The sequence below is a fragment of the Thermobifida halotolerans genome, from assembly GCF_003574835.2.
Lineage (GTDB): Bacteria > Actinomycetota > Actinomycetes > Streptosporangiales > Streptosporangiaceae > Thermobifida > Thermobifida halotolerans.
In genome coordinates this window covers 3,712,034-3,729,449 of the sequence record NZ_CP063196.1, presented here as the reverse complement: position 1 = coordinate 3,729,449, position 17,416 = coordinate 3,712,034, and the positions used below count along the sequence as shown (strand labels likewise).

The 17,416-nt window shown below is 70.3% G+C and carries 18 protein-coding genes; 14 read left to right on the top strand and 4 right to left on the bottom strand.

Features of this window, described 5'->3' with window-relative positions; all coding sequences use genetic code 11:
* Window positions 1-600: 600 nt before the first annotated feature.
* Window positions 601-1,965: a DNA repair protein RadA gene (gene radA / locus NI17_RS16705; RefSeq protein ID WP_068688182.1), complete on the bottom strand. Its 1,365-nt coding sequence runs from the start codon at window positions 1,963-1,965 to the stop codon at window positions 601-603.
* A 210-nt stretch (window positions 1,966-2,175) separates the two neighbouring features.
* Window positions 2,176-2,874: a class I SAM-dependent methyltransferase gene (locus NI17_RS16700; protein ID WP_211329476.1), complete on the bottom strand. Its 699-nt coding sequence runs from the start codon at window positions 2,872-2,874 to the stop codon at window positions 2,176-2,178.
* Between the two features lie 120 nt (window positions 2,875-2,994).
* On the opposite strand from NI17_RS16700, the gene NI17_RS16695 reads away from it, so the two are divergent.
* The 10 genes from NI17_RS16695 (at window position 2,995) to ccsB (ending at window position 12,385) form a co-directional block, all read left to right on the top strand.
* Window positions 2,995-3,906, top strand: a complete 912-nt coding sequence (locus NI17_RS16695; protein WP_068688183.1) for a sugar phosphate isomerase/epimerase family protein — start codon at window positions 2,995-2,997, stop codon at window positions 3,904-3,906.
* A 37-nt stretch (window positions 3,907-3,943) separates the two neighbouring features.
* Window positions 3,944-4,534, top strand: coding sequence for a TetR/AcrR family transcriptional regulator (locus tag NI17_RS16690; protein ID WP_068688184.1), 591 nt, complete (start codon window positions 3,944-3,946; stop codon window positions 4,532-4,534).
* A 147-nt stretch (window positions 4,535-4,681) separates the two neighbouring features.
* The gene (gene proC, locus NI17_RS16685) at window positions 4,682-5,476 is read left to right on the top strand and encodes a pyrroline-5-carboxylate reductase (protein WP_068688185.1); all 795 of its coding nucleotides are present in this window, start codon (window positions 4,682-4,684) and stop codon (window positions 5,474-5,476) included.
* 100 nt (window positions 5,477-5,576) lie between these two features.
* Window positions 5,577-6,755, top strand: a complete 1,179-nt coding sequence (locus NI17_RS16680; RefSeq protein ID WP_068688186.1) for an acetoin utilization protein AcuC — start codon at window positions 5,577-5,579, stop codon at window positions 6,753-6,755.
* A 148-nt stretch (window positions 6,756-6,903) separates the two neighbouring features.
* Complete coding sequence (locus NI17_RS16675; RefSeq protein WP_068688187.1) at window positions 6,904-7,701, top strand: phosphatase; 798 nt, start codon at window positions 6,904-6,906, stop codon at window positions 7,699-7,701.
* Window positions 7,702-8,000: 299 nt separating this feature from the next.
* Window positions 8,001-8,204 (top strand): helix-turn-helix domain-containing protein, encoded by a 204-nt coding sequence (locus NI17_RS16670; protein WP_068688188.1) that lies wholly within the window; start codon window positions 8,001-8,003, stop codon window positions 8,202-8,204.
* A 156-nt stretch (window positions 8,205-8,360) separates the two neighbouring features.
* The gene (locus tag NI17_RS16665) at window positions 8,361-8,987 is read left to right on the top strand and encodes a TlpA family protein disulfide reductase (protein WP_068688189.1); all 627 of its coding nucleotides are present in this window, start codon (window positions 8,361-8,363) and stop codon (window positions 8,985-8,987) included.
* Window positions 8,984-9,796: a cytochrome c biogenesis CcdA family protein gene (locus tag NI17_RS16660; protein WP_068688190.1), complete on the top strand. Its 813-nt coding sequence runs from the start codon at window positions 8,984-8,986 to the stop codon at window positions 9,794-9,796. The genes NI17_RS16665 and NI17_RS16660 overlap by 4 nt, the downstream gene beginning before the upstream one ends.
* A 2-nt stretch (window positions 9,797-9,798) precedes the next feature.
* Window positions 9,799-11,385 carry a cytochrome c biogenesis protein ResB gene (gene resB, locus NI17_RS16655; RefSeq protein ID WP_068688191.1) on the top strand — a complete coding sequence of 529 codons (1,587 nt, stop codon included), beginning with the start codon at window positions 9,799-9,801 and terminating at the stop codon, window positions 11,383-11,385.
* A 4-nt stretch (window positions 11,386-11,389) separates the two neighbouring features.
* On the top strand, window positions 11,390-12,385 hold the full coding sequence (gene ccsB / locus NI17_RS16650; RefSeq protein ID WP_068688192.1) for a c-type cytochrome biogenesis protein CcsB: 996 nt from the start codon (window positions 11,390-11,392) through the stop codon (window positions 12,383-12,385).
* A gap of 693 nt (window positions 12,386-13,078) precedes the next feature.
* Here ccsB and NI17_RS16645 read toward each other — a convergent pair.
* Window positions 13,079-13,426 carry a PLD nuclease N-terminal domain-containing protein gene (locus NI17_RS16645; protein ID WP_068688193.1) on the bottom strand — a complete coding sequence of 116 codons (348 nt, stop codon included), beginning with the start codon at window positions 13,424-13,426 and terminating at the stop codon, window positions 13,079-13,081.
* 103 nt (window positions 13,427-13,529) lie between these two features.
* Entirely contained in the window at window positions 13,530-13,730 is a 201-nt protein-coding gene (locus NI17_RS16640; RefSeq protein WP_199859928.1) for a BldC family transcriptional regulator, read from the bottom strand.
* A gap of 379 nt (window positions 13,731-14,109) precedes the next feature.
* On the opposite strand from NI17_RS16640, the gene NI17_RS16635 reads away from it, so the two are divergent.
* The 4 genes from NI17_RS16635 (at window position 14,110) to NI17_RS16620 (ending at window position 17,353) form a co-directional block, all read left to right on the top strand.
* The gene (locus tag NI17_RS16635; protein WP_068688195.1) at window positions 14,110-14,427 is read left to right on the top strand and encodes a DUF4229 domain-containing protein; all 318 of its coding nucleotides are present in this window, start codon (window positions 14,110-14,112) and stop codon (window positions 14,425-14,427) included.
* Between the two features lie 60 nt (window positions 14,428-14,487).
* Window positions 14,488-15,198, top strand: a complete 711-nt coding sequence (locus NI17_RS16630; RefSeq protein ID WP_068688196.1) for a demethylmenaquinone methyltransferase — start codon at window positions 14,488-14,490, stop codon at window positions 15,196-15,198.
* A gap of 410 nt (window positions 15,199-15,608) precedes the next feature.
* Entirely contained in the window at window positions 15,609-16,913 is a 1,305-nt protein-coding gene (locus NI17_RS16625; protein ID WP_068688197.1) for a geranylgeranyl reductase family protein, read from the top strand.
* An 80-nt stretch (window positions 16,914-16,993) separates the two neighbouring features.
* On the top strand, window positions 16,994-17,353 hold the full coding sequence (locus NI17_RS16620; RefSeq protein ID WP_068688198.1) for an NADH-quinone oxidoreductase subunit A: 360 nt from the start codon (window positions 16,994-16,996) through the stop codon (window positions 17,351-17,353).
* The last annotated feature ends 63 nt before the right edge of the window (window positions 17,354-17,416 follow it).

The window sequence follows — 17,416 nt, the reverse complement described above, 5'->3', positions numbered from 1 at the left end:
CCTTTCGGGGGAGCACGCCCGGACGGGCGTGGGTGGGACCGGAGGAGGGCTGGGAGCGCTCCCAAACAGGGGAGGGGACTCGGGCTGGCAACAGGAGAAGATCGGGGGTCGCCCGCCCGCCGGCCGCCACTTCTGTGGCGCGGATCACCATAAAGTACCCAAATCAGAAAAGTCAACGTCCGATCACCCAGGGTCACCACCATGGGCTGTGTCACCCGGTGTCGGGATGCCGGGGAGGTGTGCGGAGGCCGCTGGGTGACCGGAAGAGCGAGGTGTTCCAGGAAAGCGTCCGGGGCGGGTGACCACGGGTCGGCCGCGGCCGGACTCGGCGCCCTGGGGCGCTGGTGGGTTCGGGGCCGGGGCGCCTCGACCGGCCGCCGACAGCACCCCCCTCCCGCGGGCGTGTGCCTTCACCCCTGTCCCGCCCGCTCCCACGGGGCCGAGGTGACAACCCTCCTCGGGTTGAGGCCACCTCAGACTTCCCCCTGGGGCTGAGGTCACCTCACATTTTCCCCCTGGGAGTCGGGGCTCACCGGGTCGTCTTCTCGACCTTCCGGCGCTGGTGCACGGCTCCGGGGGCGCCCGTGCGCCGCTGCCGGATCAGCGGCGCAGGTCGGGGAAGGCGGTGAGCAGCGCCTGCCCCAGATCGGTGACGCCCACGGTGGTGATGCCCTCGACCTCGACCGGATCGTCGGCGCTGGCGGGCACGATCGCGGTGGTGAACCCCAGCCGCTGGGCCTCCTGCAGCCGACGCTGGAGGCCGCTGACCACGCGCACGTCACCGGCCAGCCCCACCTCGCCGATGGCGACCATCCCGCGCGGCAGCGCCAGATCGGTGTGCGACCCCGCCAGCGCCAGCGCCAGCGCCAGATCCACCGACGGCTCCACCAGGCGCACCCCGCCGACCGTGGAGGTGTAGACGTCGGCCGTCCCCATCCGCAGGTTGACCCGCTTCTCCAGCACCGCCGACACCATCGCCACCCGCGCGGAGTCCAGACCCGAGGTGGCGCGGCGCGGCTGCGGCAGCGCGGTGGGAGCCACCAGTGCCTGCACCTCGGCGATCAGGGGACGCCGCCCCTCGACGGTGACCGTGACGCAGGTGCCCGGCACCGGTTCGCTGCGGCGGGTGAGGAACAGGCCGCTCGGGTCGGGCAGGCCGACGATGCCGGAGTCGGTGAGCTCGAAGCAGCCGATCTCGTCGGTGGGACCGTACCGGTTCTTCACCGCGCGCAGCAGGCGCAGTTGCGAATGCCGGTCGCCCTCGAACTGCAGCACCACGTCCACCAGGTGCTCCAGCACCCGCGGCCCCGCGATGGAGCCGTCCTTGGTGACGTGCCCGACCAGGACGGTGGCGATCCCGCGCTCCTTGGCCAGCCGGATCAGTCCGGCGGCGACCTCGCGGACCTGGGAGACACCGCCCGGTACCCCGTCGACGTTGGGCGCGCTCATGGTCTGCACCGAGTCGACGATCAGCAGCCGCGGCACCACCTCGTCGACGTGGCCGGCCAGCGTGGCCAGCGAGGTCTCGGCCGCCAGGTAGAGCTTGGGAGCCAGCGCCCCCACCCGCTCGGCGCGCAACCGCACCTGCCCCGCCGACTCCTCGCCGGTGACGTACAGCACCGGACCCAGTTCCGCGTAGCACGCGGCGACCTCCAGCAGCAGGGTGGACTTTCCCACCCCGGGCTCACCGGCGAGCAGCATCACCCCGCCGGGCACGACCCCGCCGCCCAGCACCCGGTCGAGCTCCTCCAGACCGGTCGGGGACGCCTGGGCGGCCTCGACGTCGATCTCGGAGATGGGCCGCGCGGGCGTGCCGACCCTGACCGGGGCCACCCCGCCCGGCACCGGCGACGAGACCTCCTCGACGGTGCCCCACGCCTGGCAGTCGCCGCAGCGACCCACCCACTTCGGAGCGGTCCAGCCGCACTCGGTACACCGGAACGTCCGCTTCGCTGCCCTCGCCATACAAGCACGCTAGCGCCTGCCGGTGACAGCCGCGGCCCGACCGGGGCGGTCCGAGAGGACGGGGGGACGGGTTTTCTCCGCGGTGGTCCGGAACCGGATCGCCGCGCGCGCGATCGGACAGGGCAGGGGAGTGGTAGGGGACGGAAGGGCAGCGGCCCGTACCGCGCCCGTTCGCCGTAGACCGCCGGGAGAGGAGGCGACGTGGACGGTTCAGTACTCCCGCCACCAGAGGTTGACCGCGTAGTCGACCTCGAGCCCCCGGTGGCCGTCGATGATCTCCTGGGCGAGGTCGGGAGGGAACTCGATCCGCACCACCGCCTCGAAGTCCGCGCGGCGCTCGAAGCGCCACCCCATGTCCACGGACCGCCGTGTGAACCCGTGGCCGCTCCAGAACCGCTCGACGGCGAGCGGGTCATAGGACGGCAGCGAACGGCGGAACCAGTCGCCGAAGGTGCCGCGGGTGGCGTCGTTGTCGATGACGAACGCCACACCGCCGCGCCGCACCACCCGCTCCAGTTCGGCAAGGCCCGGCTCGCAGCCGGGACCGAAGAAGTACGCCCACCGCGCGTGCGCCACATCCACCGAGGCGTCGGCGACCGGAAGACGCTGGGCGACCCCGGTGTGTACGGTGATGTTGGGCAGTGCCCGCACACGCGCCCGAGCCGCCTCGGCGAGCCGCCGGTGCGGCTCGACCCCGGTGACCCGCCGCGCCTCAACGGCGAAGCGCGGCAGGTGGAAGCCGGTGCCGCAACCGATGTCCAGAACGTGCGCTCCGGCCCACCCCCGGACCGCGCGCATCGCCTCCTCGATCCGACCGTCGGGATCGGCGGCGCGGTTCTCCGTCTCGTAGGTCCGCGGAGCGTTCCAGATGTTGGGGCTGGGAATCGCCCCGGCGAGCGCTTTGTTCACCTAAGCGACCCTAACGATGACGCGGACCCCCGCCGCGGCCCGGCGACACAGCGCGCCGTCCCTCCTACGGGCCACATGCGCGCAGGCATTCCTGTTACGACAGCACGTATGGTGGTTCAAGTGAACGCTATCCAGGTTCCAGACGCCCCCGTCGTCCTCTCGACGGCGTCGGTGTACCCGGAGAAGACGCCCGCGGCCTTCGAGATCGCCGCCAAGCTCGGTTACGACGGCGTCGAGGTGCTGGTCACCGCCGACCCGGTCAGCCAGGACATCGACATGCTCCGCCGCCTGTCGGACTACCACCAGATCCCCATCACCGCGATCCACTCCCCGTGCCTGATCTTCACCCAGCGGGTGTGGGGCCGCGACCCGTGGGCCAAGCTCCTCAGGTCCAAGGACATGGCCGAGGCGCTGGGAGCCTCCACCGTCGTGGTGCACCCCGCCTTCAAGTGGCAGCGCGAGTACGCCAAGGAGTTCGAGGACGGCGTGCAGCGGATGCAGGAGGAGACCGACGTCGTCTTCGCGGTCGAGAACATGTACCAGGTGCGCATGCGGGGCAGGGAGGTCGTTCCCTACGCGCCCAGTTGGAACCCGCTGGACCGCGACTACCCCGACGTCACCCTGGACCTCTCCCACACCGCCATGTCGCGCTCCGACGCCATGGACATGGCGCGCCAACTCGGCGACCGACTCTCCCACGTGCACCTCGCCGACGGCGTCGGCGGGCAGAACTTCGACGAGCACCTGATCCCCGGCCGGGGCGGCCAGCCCTGCGCCGAACTCCTGGAGCACCTCGCCCACACCGACTACCGGGGCCAGATCGTGCTGGAGGTCAACACCCGCAAGTCCGACCGCGAGGGACGGCTGACGGACCTGGCCGAGGCACTGGCGTTCACCCGGCTGCACTTCGCGCGGAGCGCGCGGCAGACCGCCCAGGACCGCGAGCGGATCGTGGTGCACTCGACGTCCTCCACCGGGGAGCCCCGCGTGTTCTCGGTCGGAGGCGACGGCACGGTCAGCGGCAGGCTCTGAGCGGCCCCGGACGGCGGAACGGACAGGACGGGGCGGGGTGGCTCGGACCGGTCGGCGCCCGGGAACGACCCGGACACGCGAGGCGATCCTGCGGGCGGCGCGTCTCGACTTCGGCGAGAAGGGGTACGACGGAGCCTCGGTGCGCGGCATCGCCCGGAGGGCGGGGGTCGACCCCGCCCTGGTGCACCACTACTTCGGCACCAAGGACCGGGTGTTCATCGCGGCGATGGAGATCCCCTACGACCCGGGCGAGATGCTGGAACGGATCATGCTCGATCCCGAGCACGACCCCGCCGAGACGGTGGTCCGCCTCTTCCTGCGGGTCTGGGGGGACGAGCACGACCGGGCCCCCTTCCTCGCCCTGCTCCGTTCGGCCATGACCAGTGAGCGGGCCGCCGACGTCCTGCGCGGCTTCATGACCGACATCCTCGCCAAGCGGATCGCGCCCAGGATCGGGGTGGAGCCGCTGCGGGCCGGTCTGATCGCCTCCCAGCTGTTCGGGATGGTCCTGGTGCGCTACATCATCCGCGCCGAACCGCTGGCCTCGGCCGATCCGGAGGAGGTCGTGACCCACTACGCCCCGGCGGTCCGCCTGGTCATGGGACTGTCCGAACGGAAGCGGCACTGACAGCGGCGATCCCGTACCCGCGGTCGCGCCCGCTCGCTGAACGCGACCACAGGTACAGGATCACAGGAGCGCCATGTGCGGACGTATCCTTCCTGTGGGCCGGACCGCCCATGCCGTACCGTGGCAGACGTCGGAAGGTGTGACTGCATGATCGCGATCATCGGAGCGGGCCGGATGGGTGAGGCCCTGCTCGCCGGAATTCTGAACACCGGGCACGACCCGGCCGACGTGCTCGTCACCGAGGCGCGTCGGGAACGCGCCGAGGAGCTGCGGGAGCGCTACGGAGTCGCCAGCGTCCCCGCCGCGCGGGCCGCGGCCCGCGCCGACACGCTCGTCCTCGCGATCAAGCCGCAGGACATGGTCGCGGCGTTGAACGAGATCGCGGCGTCGCTTCCGGCGGACCGCCTGGTCATCTCCGTGGCCGCCGGGATCACCACGACCGTGCTGGAAAAGCACCTCGCCGCGGAGACCGCGGTGGTGCGCGCCATGCCCAACACCCCCGCCCTGGTCGGACAGGGCATGACCGCCCTCGCGGCCGGTACGCACGCCTCGGAGGAGCACCTGGCGCGCGCCGAGGCCCTGCTCCGCCCGGTGGGAGAGGTGCTGCGCGTGCCGGAGCGGCACATGGACGCCGTCACCGCGCTGTCCGGCAGCGGACCGGCCTACTTCTACCTCGTCGCCGAGGCGATGATCGAGGCGGGAGTGCTCATGGGGCTGCCGCGTCCGACCGCCGAGCGGCTGGTCGCCCAGACCGCTGTCGGCTCCGCGGCGATGCTGCGCGACTCCGGGGAGCATCCCGCCCTGCTGCGTGAGGCCGTCACCTCGCCCGGCGGGACCACCGCCGCCGCGCTGCGGGAGCTGGAACGGCGCGGTCTGCGCAGCGCCCTCACCGACGCGGTGGAGGCCGCGCGGAGACGCAGCCGCGAGCTCTCCGAGGGCTGACGGTCCGGTTCGGGCGGACAAACGAGCTGATCCCGGCCGGTCGCCGCCCTTTCCGGTCAACTAATGTGGTGAGGAACACCGCTGTTGACGGGGAGAGCGTATGGGCTGTTCGCTGCGTATCGCGTGGAACGACGGGCTGACCGGCTACAACTTCGGCCCGCAGCATCCGCTCGCGCCCATCCGGGTCGAACTGACCATGGACCTCAGCCGTCGGCTCGGTGTCTTCGACGCGCCCGGAATCTCCTTCGCACCGGTCGAACCGGCCGACGACGCCCTGCTGGAACTCGTCCACGACCGCGACTACGTCGCCGCCGTCAAACGGGCCGGGCAGACCCTGCGGCCCGACGAGACCTACTCCCTCGGCACCCTCGACAACCCCGTCTTCGCCAACATGCACGAGGCGTCCGCGCTGATCGCGGGCGCCTCCGTGGCGGCGGCGCGCGCGGTGTGGACCGGAGAGGCCGAACACGGCGCCAACATCGCGGGAGGACTGCACCACGCCATGCCCAGGAAGGCGTGGGGCTTCTGCGTGTACAACGACGCCGCGCTGGCCATCGCCTGGCTGCTGGAGCAGGGCGCCAAGCGGGTCGCCTACGTCGACGTGGACGTCCACCACGGCGACGGCGTGCAGGAGATGTTCTACAACGACCCCCGGGTGCTGACCATCAGCCTGCACGAGTCCCCGCTGACGCTGTTCCCCGGAACCGGGTACCCCGAGGAGATCGGAGGGCCCGACGCCGAGGGGTACGCGGTCAACGTGGCGCTCCCCGCGGGCTCCAACGACGCCATGTGGCTGCGCGCCTTCCACGCGGTCGTCCCACCGCTGCTGCGCGAGTTCCAGCCCGAGGTGCTGGTCACCCAGCAGGGCTGCGACACCCACACGCTCGACCCGCTGGCCAACCTGACGGTCAGTCTGGACGGGCAGCGCCGCACCTACGAGGCCCTGCACGAGTTGGCCAAGGAGACCGCCGCGGGGCGCTGGGTCCTGCTCGGCGGCGGCGGATACGAACTCGTCCAGGTGGTGCCGCGTGCCTGGAGCCACCTGCTGGCCCAGGCGTCGGGGTATCCGATCGACCCCGAGACGCGCACCCCCGACGAGTGGCACGAGTTCGTCAAGGAGCGCACCGGCGAGGTGGCCCCGCTGCACATGACCGACGGCCACAAGGCCGACTACACCCCGTTCGAGGCGGGCTTCGACCCCGGCGACGCGGTGGACCGCGCGATCCGCGCCACCCGCAGGGCGGTGTTCCCCTGCCACGGCATCGATCCGATGCTGTGATCCGCAACGGTGAACCGCAGGAGACGGCACCGGAAAGAAACGCCGAAGTCGGGGAAGAGTTGAACACGGTGCGAACGGGGTAAGACGGTGTCGGGATAATCCGCAATTGTCGGAATCTTGACATGCACGTGAGAAGGGGGTCCCACCTGTGACGCCGCCCTCCCGCGCGGAACTCATCGACCATCTGGTGCGCACCGGGATCGCCGGGCAGGTCGACACCCCGCGGCAGAACAACCTCAAGCACTACCGGCGGCTGGTTCAGGGGGACCCCTACCATCAGTTCGGGCTGACCTTCACCCGGGAGTGGTCGTTCTCCGACGTCCTCGCACTGATGGCCAAGCGCTGCGGTGTCGTCGCGGACGAGGGCTACCTGTGGGGGATCGACACCATCGACCCCGACCGCACCGTGGACGCCCTGGAGTCGGTCGCCGACCGGATGGCCCGGGCCGCACGCGACCGCGAACGCGTCATGTTCGCGACCGGACACCCCAGGAACCTGGCCGAGGTCTACCGGACCTGGAAGGACCTGCTGGTCGACCACGGGTGCACGGTGGTCACCGCCGCGGCCGGATACGCCTACGACGTCTCGGGGGAGTACCCGCCGACCCGCCGCATCCTGGTCTGGCGCGACGACGTGGGAATGGTGGTCGACGGCAGGACCCCCAGGCACAGCCACCACCCCTTCGCGATGCGCGCGGTGCTGTCCCGCCTGGCGGAGGAGGGAACGCCGTGGCCGCAGTTGGTCATCGCCGACCACGGGTTCGCGGGGGCGGCGGGCGAGGCCGGGGTGGAGACCATCGGCTTCGCCGACAGTAACGATCCTGCGCTCTTCCTGGGCGAACACGAAGGAAAACTGCATACCACGGTGCCGTTGGACGACGGATACCTCCCGGACACCTACCGCCCGCTTTCGGACTACGTGATCCACCGAGCGGGACTGGTCTGAAATCCGGACCCGTGGCCGCAAAGGTCCGGAGGCCGGACGGAAACACAGTTCACGCAGGGCTTTCCCGGTGGGGGCAGTGGTCTACCCAGGAGGTAAACCTCGACCGCCGCCTCCGTGCCCCCGGTCCCGTCCGCGGTGCAAAAACGCCCTTTTAATAGCGTGACCCGAGATTTACTCTGAGAATGGACGGGTCGAAAGTTGTCGGGCGACACACGAGCGCGGCCGGGGCGAAGAGTGGGAGCCGGTACGCGCGGCAGACAGGGACGCGGGCGCACGTCCGGGAAAGAGAGCGTCAGGACATGAGCGGGAACAAGGGTTCGCTGGGAGAGGTGAGGTTCCTGACTGTGGCCGAGGTGGCCGCGATCATGCGAGTCTCCAAGATGACGGTCTACCGAATGGTGCACTCCGGGACGCTGCCGGCCATCCGGGTGGGGCGTTCCTACCGGGTGCCGGAGCGTGCCGTACACGACTACCTCCGCGAGGCGTTCGTCGAGGCGGGTTGATCCCGTCGATCCCGGGGGGCGGTGCGGGGCATCGCCCCTGCGGACTCGTCCTCACGGCGGTATCCACAGGCCCCCGCCAGGCTCTCCCGGGCGTCTACTACACTTCGTCGTTGTTGGTGCATTTTCTGCCGCATCCCGCTGACGAGGTCTTTTGCGATGCCCTTCATCAGAACCGGCTTCCGAGCGCGTGCCGCTGTGCTGCGCGGCGTCGCCGCCGCGGCGACACTGGTCGCGCTGGCGGGCTGTGCCGGGGGAGCCGGGGGAGTCGATTCCGGGGCGGCCGGCGAGGACGACCGCTACATCTCGGGTGACGGAACCAGCACCCTGTTCGAGCCGGGGGAGCGCGAGGCGGCCCCGGAGGTCGAGGGCGAGACGCTGGACGGCGACCCCGTCAGCCTCGCCGACTACTCCGGCGACGTCGTCGTGGTGAACTTCTGGGCGAGCTGGTGCGCGCCGTGCCGCGCCGAGACCCCGGTCCTCAACGAGGTCAGCGCCGAGAACGAGGACGAGGGAGTGCGCTTCCTCGGAATCAACATCAAGGACAACCGCACCGCCGCCCAGGCGTTCGAACGCAACCAGGAGGTCGGCTACCCCAGCCTGTACGACCAGCCGGGCGAGGTGCCGCAGGCGTTCCGCGACACCGTCCCGCCGCAGGCCATCCCCAGCACGCTCGTCATCGACCGTCAGGGCCGCATCGCCGCCCGGGTCATCGGCGCCACCACCTACAACGAACTCACCGAACTGGTCGACACGGTCACCGCCGAGGACGCTGATTCCCCGTGATCACCGAGACCATCCTCTCCGGCTCCCTCCTGCTCGCCGTCCCGCTGGCCGTCGCCGCCGGTCTGGTCTCCTTCCTGTCCCCGTGCGTGCTCCCGCTCGTGCCCGGATACCTGTCCTACGTGACCGGCCTGACGGGAGCCGACATCGCCGCGCACCGCCGCGCGGCGGCCGAACGCCCCGCGGGCGACGGCGCCGTGGGGGTCGCCACGGTCGACGACCTCCTGGTCTCCCGGCGGTGGACCATGCTCGCCGGAAGCCTGCTGTTCGTCGCGGGCTTCTCCGCGGTCTTCGTGTCGGTCGGAGTGTTCGTCGGCGGCGTCGGCGGGCTGCTGCTCGACCACTCCGACGTCATCACCCGGGTCCTCGGCGCGCTGACCGTCGTGCTGGGCCTGGCGTTCATGGGGGTCGTCCCCGGGTTCGACCGCGAGTTCCGCGTCCACCGGCTGCCCGGCGCCGGACTGGCCGGGGCGCCGCTGCTGGGCGTGCTGTTCGGCCTGGGCTGGACCCCGTGCATCGGCCCGACACTGGCCGCCGTGCAGTCCCTGGCGTTCATGGAGGGCAGCATAGGCAGGGGCGCGCTGCTGTCCCTGAGCTACTGTCTGGGCCTGGGCCTGCCGTTCGTCCTGGCGTCCCTGCTCTACCGCCGGGCGCTGGGAGCCTTCGACTGGGTCAGGCGCCACTACCGGCTCGTCACCGCCGTCGGCGGCGCGATGCTGGTCGTGGTGGGACTGCTCCTGGTCACCGGCCTCTGGACCGACCTCACCGCCGTCATGCAGGGCTGGACCGCGAACTTCACAACGGTGATCTAGTAGTGACCTCAAGCCAACCGGACACGGCGACCGAACCGGTCCGGAACGAACCCGCCCCCGCCCCCGCGCTCTCGCCCCTGGGCTGGGCGCGCTGGGCCTGGCGCGTCCTGACCTCGATGCGCACCGCGCTCATCCTGCTGTTCCTGCTCGCCCTGGGCGCGATTCCCGGATCGCTGCTGCCCCAGCGCGGGGTCAGCGTCGAGGAGGTCCGCAACTACCACCTGGAGCACCCCGACCTCGCTCCGGTGCTGGACCGGCTCTACCTGTTCGACGTCTACTCCTCGCCCTGGTACTCCGCGATCTACCTGCTGTTGTTCGTCTCCCTGGCGGGATGCGTGCTGCCGCGCGCGGCGGCGCACTACCGGCTGCTGCGCGCGCGCCCGCCCCGCACCCCGCGGCGCCTCGACCGGATGCCGTACTCGGCGACCTTCGCCACCGACGCCGCCCCCGAGCGGGCGCTCGCCGAGGCCCGCAGCCTGCTCGGGGGGCACCGGATCGCCGAGTACGGCGACTCGCTGTCGGCCGAGACCGGCTACCTGCGCGAGACCGGCAACGTCGTCTTCCACCTGTCGCTGCTGGCCCTGCTGGTGTCACTGGCGTGCGGCTCCTTCCTCGGCTACCGGGGCAACATGCTGGTCACCGAGGGGGACGAGTTCGCCAACACGCTGACCTCCTACGACGCCTTCCACCCGGGAACCGCCGTGGACCCGGCCGGCATCCAGCCGTTCTGGATGCGGCTCGACGACTTCGAGGCGTCCTTCGTCGACGAGGGAAGCATGACCGGCCAGGCCGCGAGCTACCGCGCCGACCTCACCTACCGTGAGAGCCCCGACGCGGAGGAGCGGAGCCACGTCCTGGAGGTCAACCACCCGCTCCAGGTGGACGGCGCACAGGTCTACCTGCTCGGCCACGGTTACGCCCCGACCTTCCGGGTCACCGACGCCGACGGTCGGGTGGTCTTCGACCAGGCGGTGCCGTTCCTGGACCGGGGCGACGGCAACTTCACCTCCGACGGCGTGGTGAAGGTCCCCGACATCGCCCCCGAGCAGCTCGGCTTCACCGGGGTGTTCCTGCCGTCGGCGACCACCGACGACAGCGGCGACCTCGTCTCGGACTTCCCGGACGCGCGCAACCCGGTGGTGGTGCTCCGGGGCTTCGTCGGCGACCTGGGACTGGACAGCGGAAACCCCCAGTCGGTGTACCAGTTGTACACCGACCGGATGGAGGAGGTCGGGGACTCCCCGCCGCTGTCTCCCGGTGACAGTTGGGAGCTGCCCAACGGGGCCACCATCGAGTTCACCGGCCACCGCGACTACGTCAGCCTCCAGGTCACCAGCGACCCCGCCCGGCCGTACGCGCTGGCCAGCGCGGTCGCGGCGGTGCTGGGCCTGCTGTGCACCCTGTTCGTGCAGCCCCGGCGGGCGTGGGTTCGCGCCCGCCGGGGAGAGGACGGGCGTACCGTGGTCGAGATCGGTGGGCTCGTCAAGAGCGAGGGGACCGCGCCCCTGCGGCGGTTCCACGAGTTGGCCACCCAGTTGAACCAGCGACTGCGGCGGTCGGACCGCCAGTCGGGCACGGAGAAGGAGTAAGCCGGTGGTGCATGTTCTCGCTGCGGGCGGCGCGGTCGACCCCGCGCTGTCGGATCTCAGCGACAATCTGGTCCTCGGGATGATCGTGGTCTACGCGGTCGCCCTGTTCTTCTTCGTGTTCGAGGCCGCCTACGGGCGCCGCGAGTCCCTGAGGGGCACCCGACTGGTCGCGGTCGGCGCGGGCGAGGGGGAGACCGCCGAGGGGCTGAGGGTGAGCCTGCGCGAGCGGGAGCCCGAGGCCAGGGCGTCCCGCCACTTCCTCGGCAGGGTCGGCATGGCCGTCACCACCGTGGGGCTGCTGCTCAACCTGGCCCAGATCGTCACCCGGGGACTGGCGGCCGACCGCTGGCCGTGGGGCAACATGTTCGAGTTCGTCGTCGCGATCTGCCTGTGCGGGGTGGCGGCGTTCCTGTTCGCGGCCGTCCGCTACAAGGCTCACTACCTCGGCGCGTTCGTGCTGATCCCGGTACTGCTGCTGCTCGGTGTCGCGGTCCGCTGGCTGTACTCCGAGAGCGGACCGGTGGTTCCGGCGCTGGACTCCTACTGGATCGCCATCCACGTCTCGGCGCTGATCCTGGCCACCGGGGCCTTCATGGTCTCGGGGTCGGCCACCATCACCTACCTGGTGGCGCACCGGACCGAGGCCAGGCAGGCCCTGGGGGAGAAGGTCAGCGGCATCGCCGCCAAGCTGCCCAGCGCCGAACTGCTGGACCGACTCGCGCACCGCATGATCGTGCTGGGCTTCCCGCTGTGGACCTTCGGCGTCATCGCCGGAGCCGTCTGGGCGGACGAGGCGTGGGGCCGCTACTGGGGATGGGACCCCAAGGAGGTGTGGTCCTTCATCACCTGGATCGTCTACGCCGCCTACCTGCACGCCCGCGCCACGGCCGGTTGGCAGGGAAAGAAGGCCGCCTGGATCAGCCTGGCGGGCTTCGCCTGTCTGCTGTTCAACTTCTTCGGCGTGAACTACCTGTTCAGCGGTCTGCACAGCTACGCCTGACCCGTCGCGGCAGACCAGCGGTGATCTTCAGCCCAATGCCGGGAAGCCAAGGGAGTGGCTTCGGCGGACCCCAGCCCGAGGTGGCTTTCCATCCCAGCCCCTGGGTGGGCGGGATCTTGTCAAGAAGACGCCCGCTGGAGGAGGTGTGCTGCTGGCGGAGCGGTCGAGGTGCCCCGGGGCCGAGTCCGCCCGGAAACGTGCCCTGGCTTCCCGGCAGTGGTCGATAGTGGCGTGGCTACGCCGAGGTGTCGAAATAGCAGATCACCGGCGCTGGGCCGCAACAAGGTCACTTACCGTTGCCTTGGCGTCATGTGGTGTGGGAACCCGTCGTTCCGTGCGGCGGGCGGGCTGTACCCTGCCTTCGAGGACCAACCGGTCGAGGGTGCTGGGTCGGTCTATCGGCACGGTCTTGGCGACGGGAGTGCCGTGATCGGTGATCGTCACGGTGCGGCCCGCGCGTACCTCGGCGAGACGCCTGCTCAGGCTGTCGCGCACTTCCCTGGTCCCCGTCGCATGATCCCCCTTGAGTGGCTGCTTACCTGACGCCAAAAGCAGCCGTATTTCTTGCGCGAGGCGAGCGCCGAAAGGCGTCGGGACCGGGGCCGGAAACCGCGCGGAACAGGCCGCCGGTGTCGGGATCACGGGACTGGAAGAGTGAGAGGCCGCCCGCTCGCTCAGTGAGCGGGCGGCCTCTCACTCCTCCGGGTTGATGCGCTTGTCGAGCCGACGGAGGAACTCGGGGTCGTCGTCCGGGCCGAGCGGGCGCTGCCGCCCGGACGGCTGGTGGAAGTCCGAGGGGTCCAGATGGTCGGCGGAGGAGGCCGGCACGGAGGAGGAGACCGCCGTGCCGGAGTGCGCGCGGGGACGTCCGAGGAAGAGCCACAGCAACGGTCCCACCACCGCGAACAGGACGATGATGATCAACCACAGCACCTTGGGAAGGTTGCGGACTTCCTCTGAGGGGCTGGTGAGCGCGTCGAAGAACGCGTACACCCAGAGCACGATTGTGAGCAGCGTAATCAGGCCACCGAGCCACAGCATGTCTTCCAGCCTATCCGGGGTGCGACCTGGATGTGCGGGTGTGGAACACCACGGGGTGGGACCGGTGCCGTCGGGTCGTCGGAAGGCTCCGCGCGGACTCCCGTCAGCGCGAGGGCTCAGGGGCCTCCCCGTGCAGCAGTGCGCGGACCTCGGACTCCCGGAAGCGGCGGTGTCCGCCGGGAGTGCGGATGCTGCTGATCCGTCCGGAGGCGGCCCATCGGGTGACCGTTTTGGGGTCGACCCGGAAGAGGGAGGCCACCTCTCCTGGAGTCAGCAAGCGTTCAGTTCCTCTTTCCACCTTCACTATCCCCCTTCACTCCCGCCTCGAACGAGGTACGGGCGTTTGATCCCCTAGTGTGCACGAGTTGGTCCGTTTCCTCCCTAGTTTTCGGAAAGATAGGGGGAAGCGTGGGCGGGGTTGGGCAGATGTGACCGGAACGTGATGTCGGTCTCAACGGTTTCCCGGCGAAACCCCTGGTCGGGGCCTGGGACGGACGGTCCGCGCCGGGTGGCGGGGCCGTGTGTCCCCGCGGGGACCGCCCCTTAGGCTTGAAGAGGGACGACGCCCCGCCCGCAGCGGCCGTACGCAACCCCGGGGCGGAGCACACGCCGACGGCGGCCTCGACCGCGGTACGCGCCGTCGTCCCGAACATCTGTCGGCCCGCCTGTTGTGAGGCAGTCTCATGCGCAACTTCATCGCCTATACCGCGGCCCGTCTGCTGCTCTTCGCGATCGCCTTCGGTGTGGTGTACCTGCTGGGCGCCCGGGGACTGCTCGCGGCTGTCCTCGCGCTGTTGATCAGCGGACTGGTGAGTTTCGTACTGCTGTCCAGGCAGCGCGACGCGATGTCGGCCTCACTGGTGCGGGGAATGGGGCGGCTGCGCGGGATGGGCGAGCGGCTCGACGCGGGCGCGGCCAAGGAGGACCACCTCCAGCAGACCCGGTCCGGCGCCGCCCCCTCCGGGGAGACGGAACGGGACGGTTCCGAACCGCGCGCGTGAGCCACGGCGGCGGGGGCGGGCCCGGCGGCGGGGGACGGCGCACCCTCTAGGCTGTGCACCATGACCCGTGCCGAACTGGACAAGGACCCCCGGGATGTCGCCGCGATGTTCGACACCATCGCGGGCCGCTACGACCTGCTCAACAGTGTGCTCTCGCTGGGACGGGAGCGCCACTGGCGCCGGGCGGTCGTCAACGCGGTCGACGCCTACAGCGGTGAACTGGTGCTCGACCTGGCCGCCGGCACCGGGACCTCCTCGGAGTCCTTCGCCCGCAGGGGCGCGAGGGTCATCGCCTGCGACTTCTCCCTCGGCATGCTCCGGGTCGGTGCGCTGCGGCGGGGCGGAGCCTCGCGGCGGGGAGTCACCGTGGTGGCGGGGGACGCGCTGAACCTGCCGTTCGCGGACGAGACCTTCGACGCCGTCACCGTCTCCTTCGGGTTGCGCAACGTCAACGACGTGGACCGGGCGCTGGCGGAGCTGCTCCGGGTCACCAGGGTCGGTGGGCGACTGGTCATCTGTGAGTTCAGCCACCTTCCGGTGCGCCCGCTGGACCGGTTGCTGGGCCGGGGAATGGAGATCGGCCTGCCCCTCGTGGCGCGCGGTTTCAGCGACAACCCCGACGCCTACGCCTACCTGTCGGAGTCCATCGCGGCCTGGCCCGACCAGCCCACCCTGGCCGGGCGGCTCCAGGAGGTCGGCTGGTCGAGGGTGGCCTGGCGCAACCTCACCTTCGGAGTGGTGGCGCTGCACCGCGCCCACCGCGAGCGCTGAGTCGGGGCGTGCGCACGCCGTGCTCCCGCGTCCCGGGCGGACGCGGGGGTTTCGCTGCCGAGTCCGGAACACGACGGCACAGGTCAGTGACTCTTCGTGCCGGAAGTTCCGCGGCAGACGTCCGGTTCTGGGATCTTTCACGACCCTGTCGGGACTTCAGTCCCGAAACCGGCAAAACGGTCAAATCCTGCTCTGGTTCTCTTAACCCGGTTTTTAAACCCCTAGGTAGCGGGCGTGTACCAAAAGCTCTGCGAAGGAGGGCCTGGGGTCGCTCGCGGGTTCCGAAAGGTCTAGACTTCCACTTGAAGACCTTGTGAAGCACTTCACAAGGGGGCGAGTTCTATCTCCTCTTCCGGACAGCCACAAACCCGATCCCCGTGTGAGACCGCGCCGAGCAGTCAGGACCATCCGTGAGCCAGCCAGCACCGATCCCAGCCACAGACAACACGGCCCCGCAGGACGAGGCGGACGTCATCGTCGTCGGGGCGGGCCCGGCGGGAAGCACGGCCGCCTACTACCTGGCCAGTGCCGGTCTCGACGTCCTGCTGCTGGAGAAGACCGCCTTCCCACGGGAGAAGGTCTGCGGTGACGGACTCACCCCGCGCGCCGTCAAGCAGCTCGTCGCGATGGGCGTCCCGGTGACCGACGAGGGCTGGATCCGCAACCGCGGCCTGCGGATCATCGGCGGCGGTGTCCGACTCGAACTGCCCTGGCCCGACCTCGCCGAGTACCCCGGCTACGGACTGGTCCGCACCCGCTACGACTTCGACCAGATCCTGGCCCGGCAGGCGGTCGGGGCCGGCGCCCGCCTGCTGGAGCGCACCAACGTCACCGCTCCCGTCATCGACGGACGCAGCAACCGCGTCGTCGGGGTCGCCGCCAAGGACGCCGAAGGCCGCACCCGCCACTTCCGCGCCCCCCTCGTCCTGGCCGCCGACGGCAACTCCTCGCGCCTGTCGATCGCGATGGGCATCCGCAAACGCGACGACCGCCCGATGGGCGTCGCGGTGCGCACCTACTTCACCAGCCCCCGGCACGACGACGACTACCTGGAGTCCTGGCTGGAACTGTGGGACAACAGCGACGGCAGGGAGGTCCTGCTCCCCGGCTACGGCTGGATCTTCGGCGTCGGCGACGGCACCAGCAACGTGGGACTGGGCATCCTCAACTCCACCGCCTCCTTCCAGAAGGTCGACTACCGCAAACTGCTGCGGCGCTGGACCCAGAGCATGCCCGAGGAATGGGGCTACACCGAGGACAACCAGCGGGGACCGATCCGCGGCGCCGCGCTGCCCATGGGATTCAACCGCACCCCGCACTACGCCCGCGGCCTGATGCTGGTCGGCGACGCGGGCGGCATGGTCAACCCCTTCAACGGCGAGGGCATCGCCTACGCGATGGAGGCCGGCAGGATCGCCGCGGACGTGGCCGTCCAGGCACTCGGCCGCCCCACCCAGCAGGCGCGCGAACGCACCCTGCTGCGCTACCCGGAGATCCTCCGGGACACCTACGGCGGCTACTACACGCTCGGACGCTACTTCGTGAAGATGATCGGCAATCCGCAGTTCATGAAGTACGCCACCAAACACGGGCTCCCGCGGCCCCTCCTGATGCGCTTCACCCTCAAACTGCTGGCCAACCTCACCGAGCCCAGCCACGGCGACGCGATGGACCGGGTGATCAACGGCCTGTCCAGGATCGCGCCGGCCGCGTGAGACAAGTCAGGAGACCCACTCCGCGAGGACGGTAAGGCATGAACTTCTTCCGCGTACGACCCCAAGGGAGCGGCTAGCCGATGGAGCTGTACACCCCCATCTTCGTGCTCGGCGGCATCGGCGCCGCCTTCGTGATCGTCTCGATGGTCGTCGGAGCGATCGCCGGGCCCAAGCGCTACAACCGCACCAAACTCCAGGCCTACGAGTGCGGCATCGACCCCACTCCGCAGCCTGTGGGCGGCGGCCGGTTCACGGTCAAGTACTACCTGACGGCGATGCTGTTCATCGTCTTCGACATCGAGGTCATCTTCCTGGTGCCCTGGGCGGTGCACCTCGACGCACTCGGGATCTTCGGCCTGGTCGTGATGATCCTGTTCCTCGTCAACGTCTCGATCGCCTACGCCTACGAGTGGCGTCGCGGCGGTCTCGAATGGGACTGATCCATGAACGGTTTGCGCCTGATCCCCAGTCGTCCCACTGAGATCGCAGAACCGGAAAGGGGG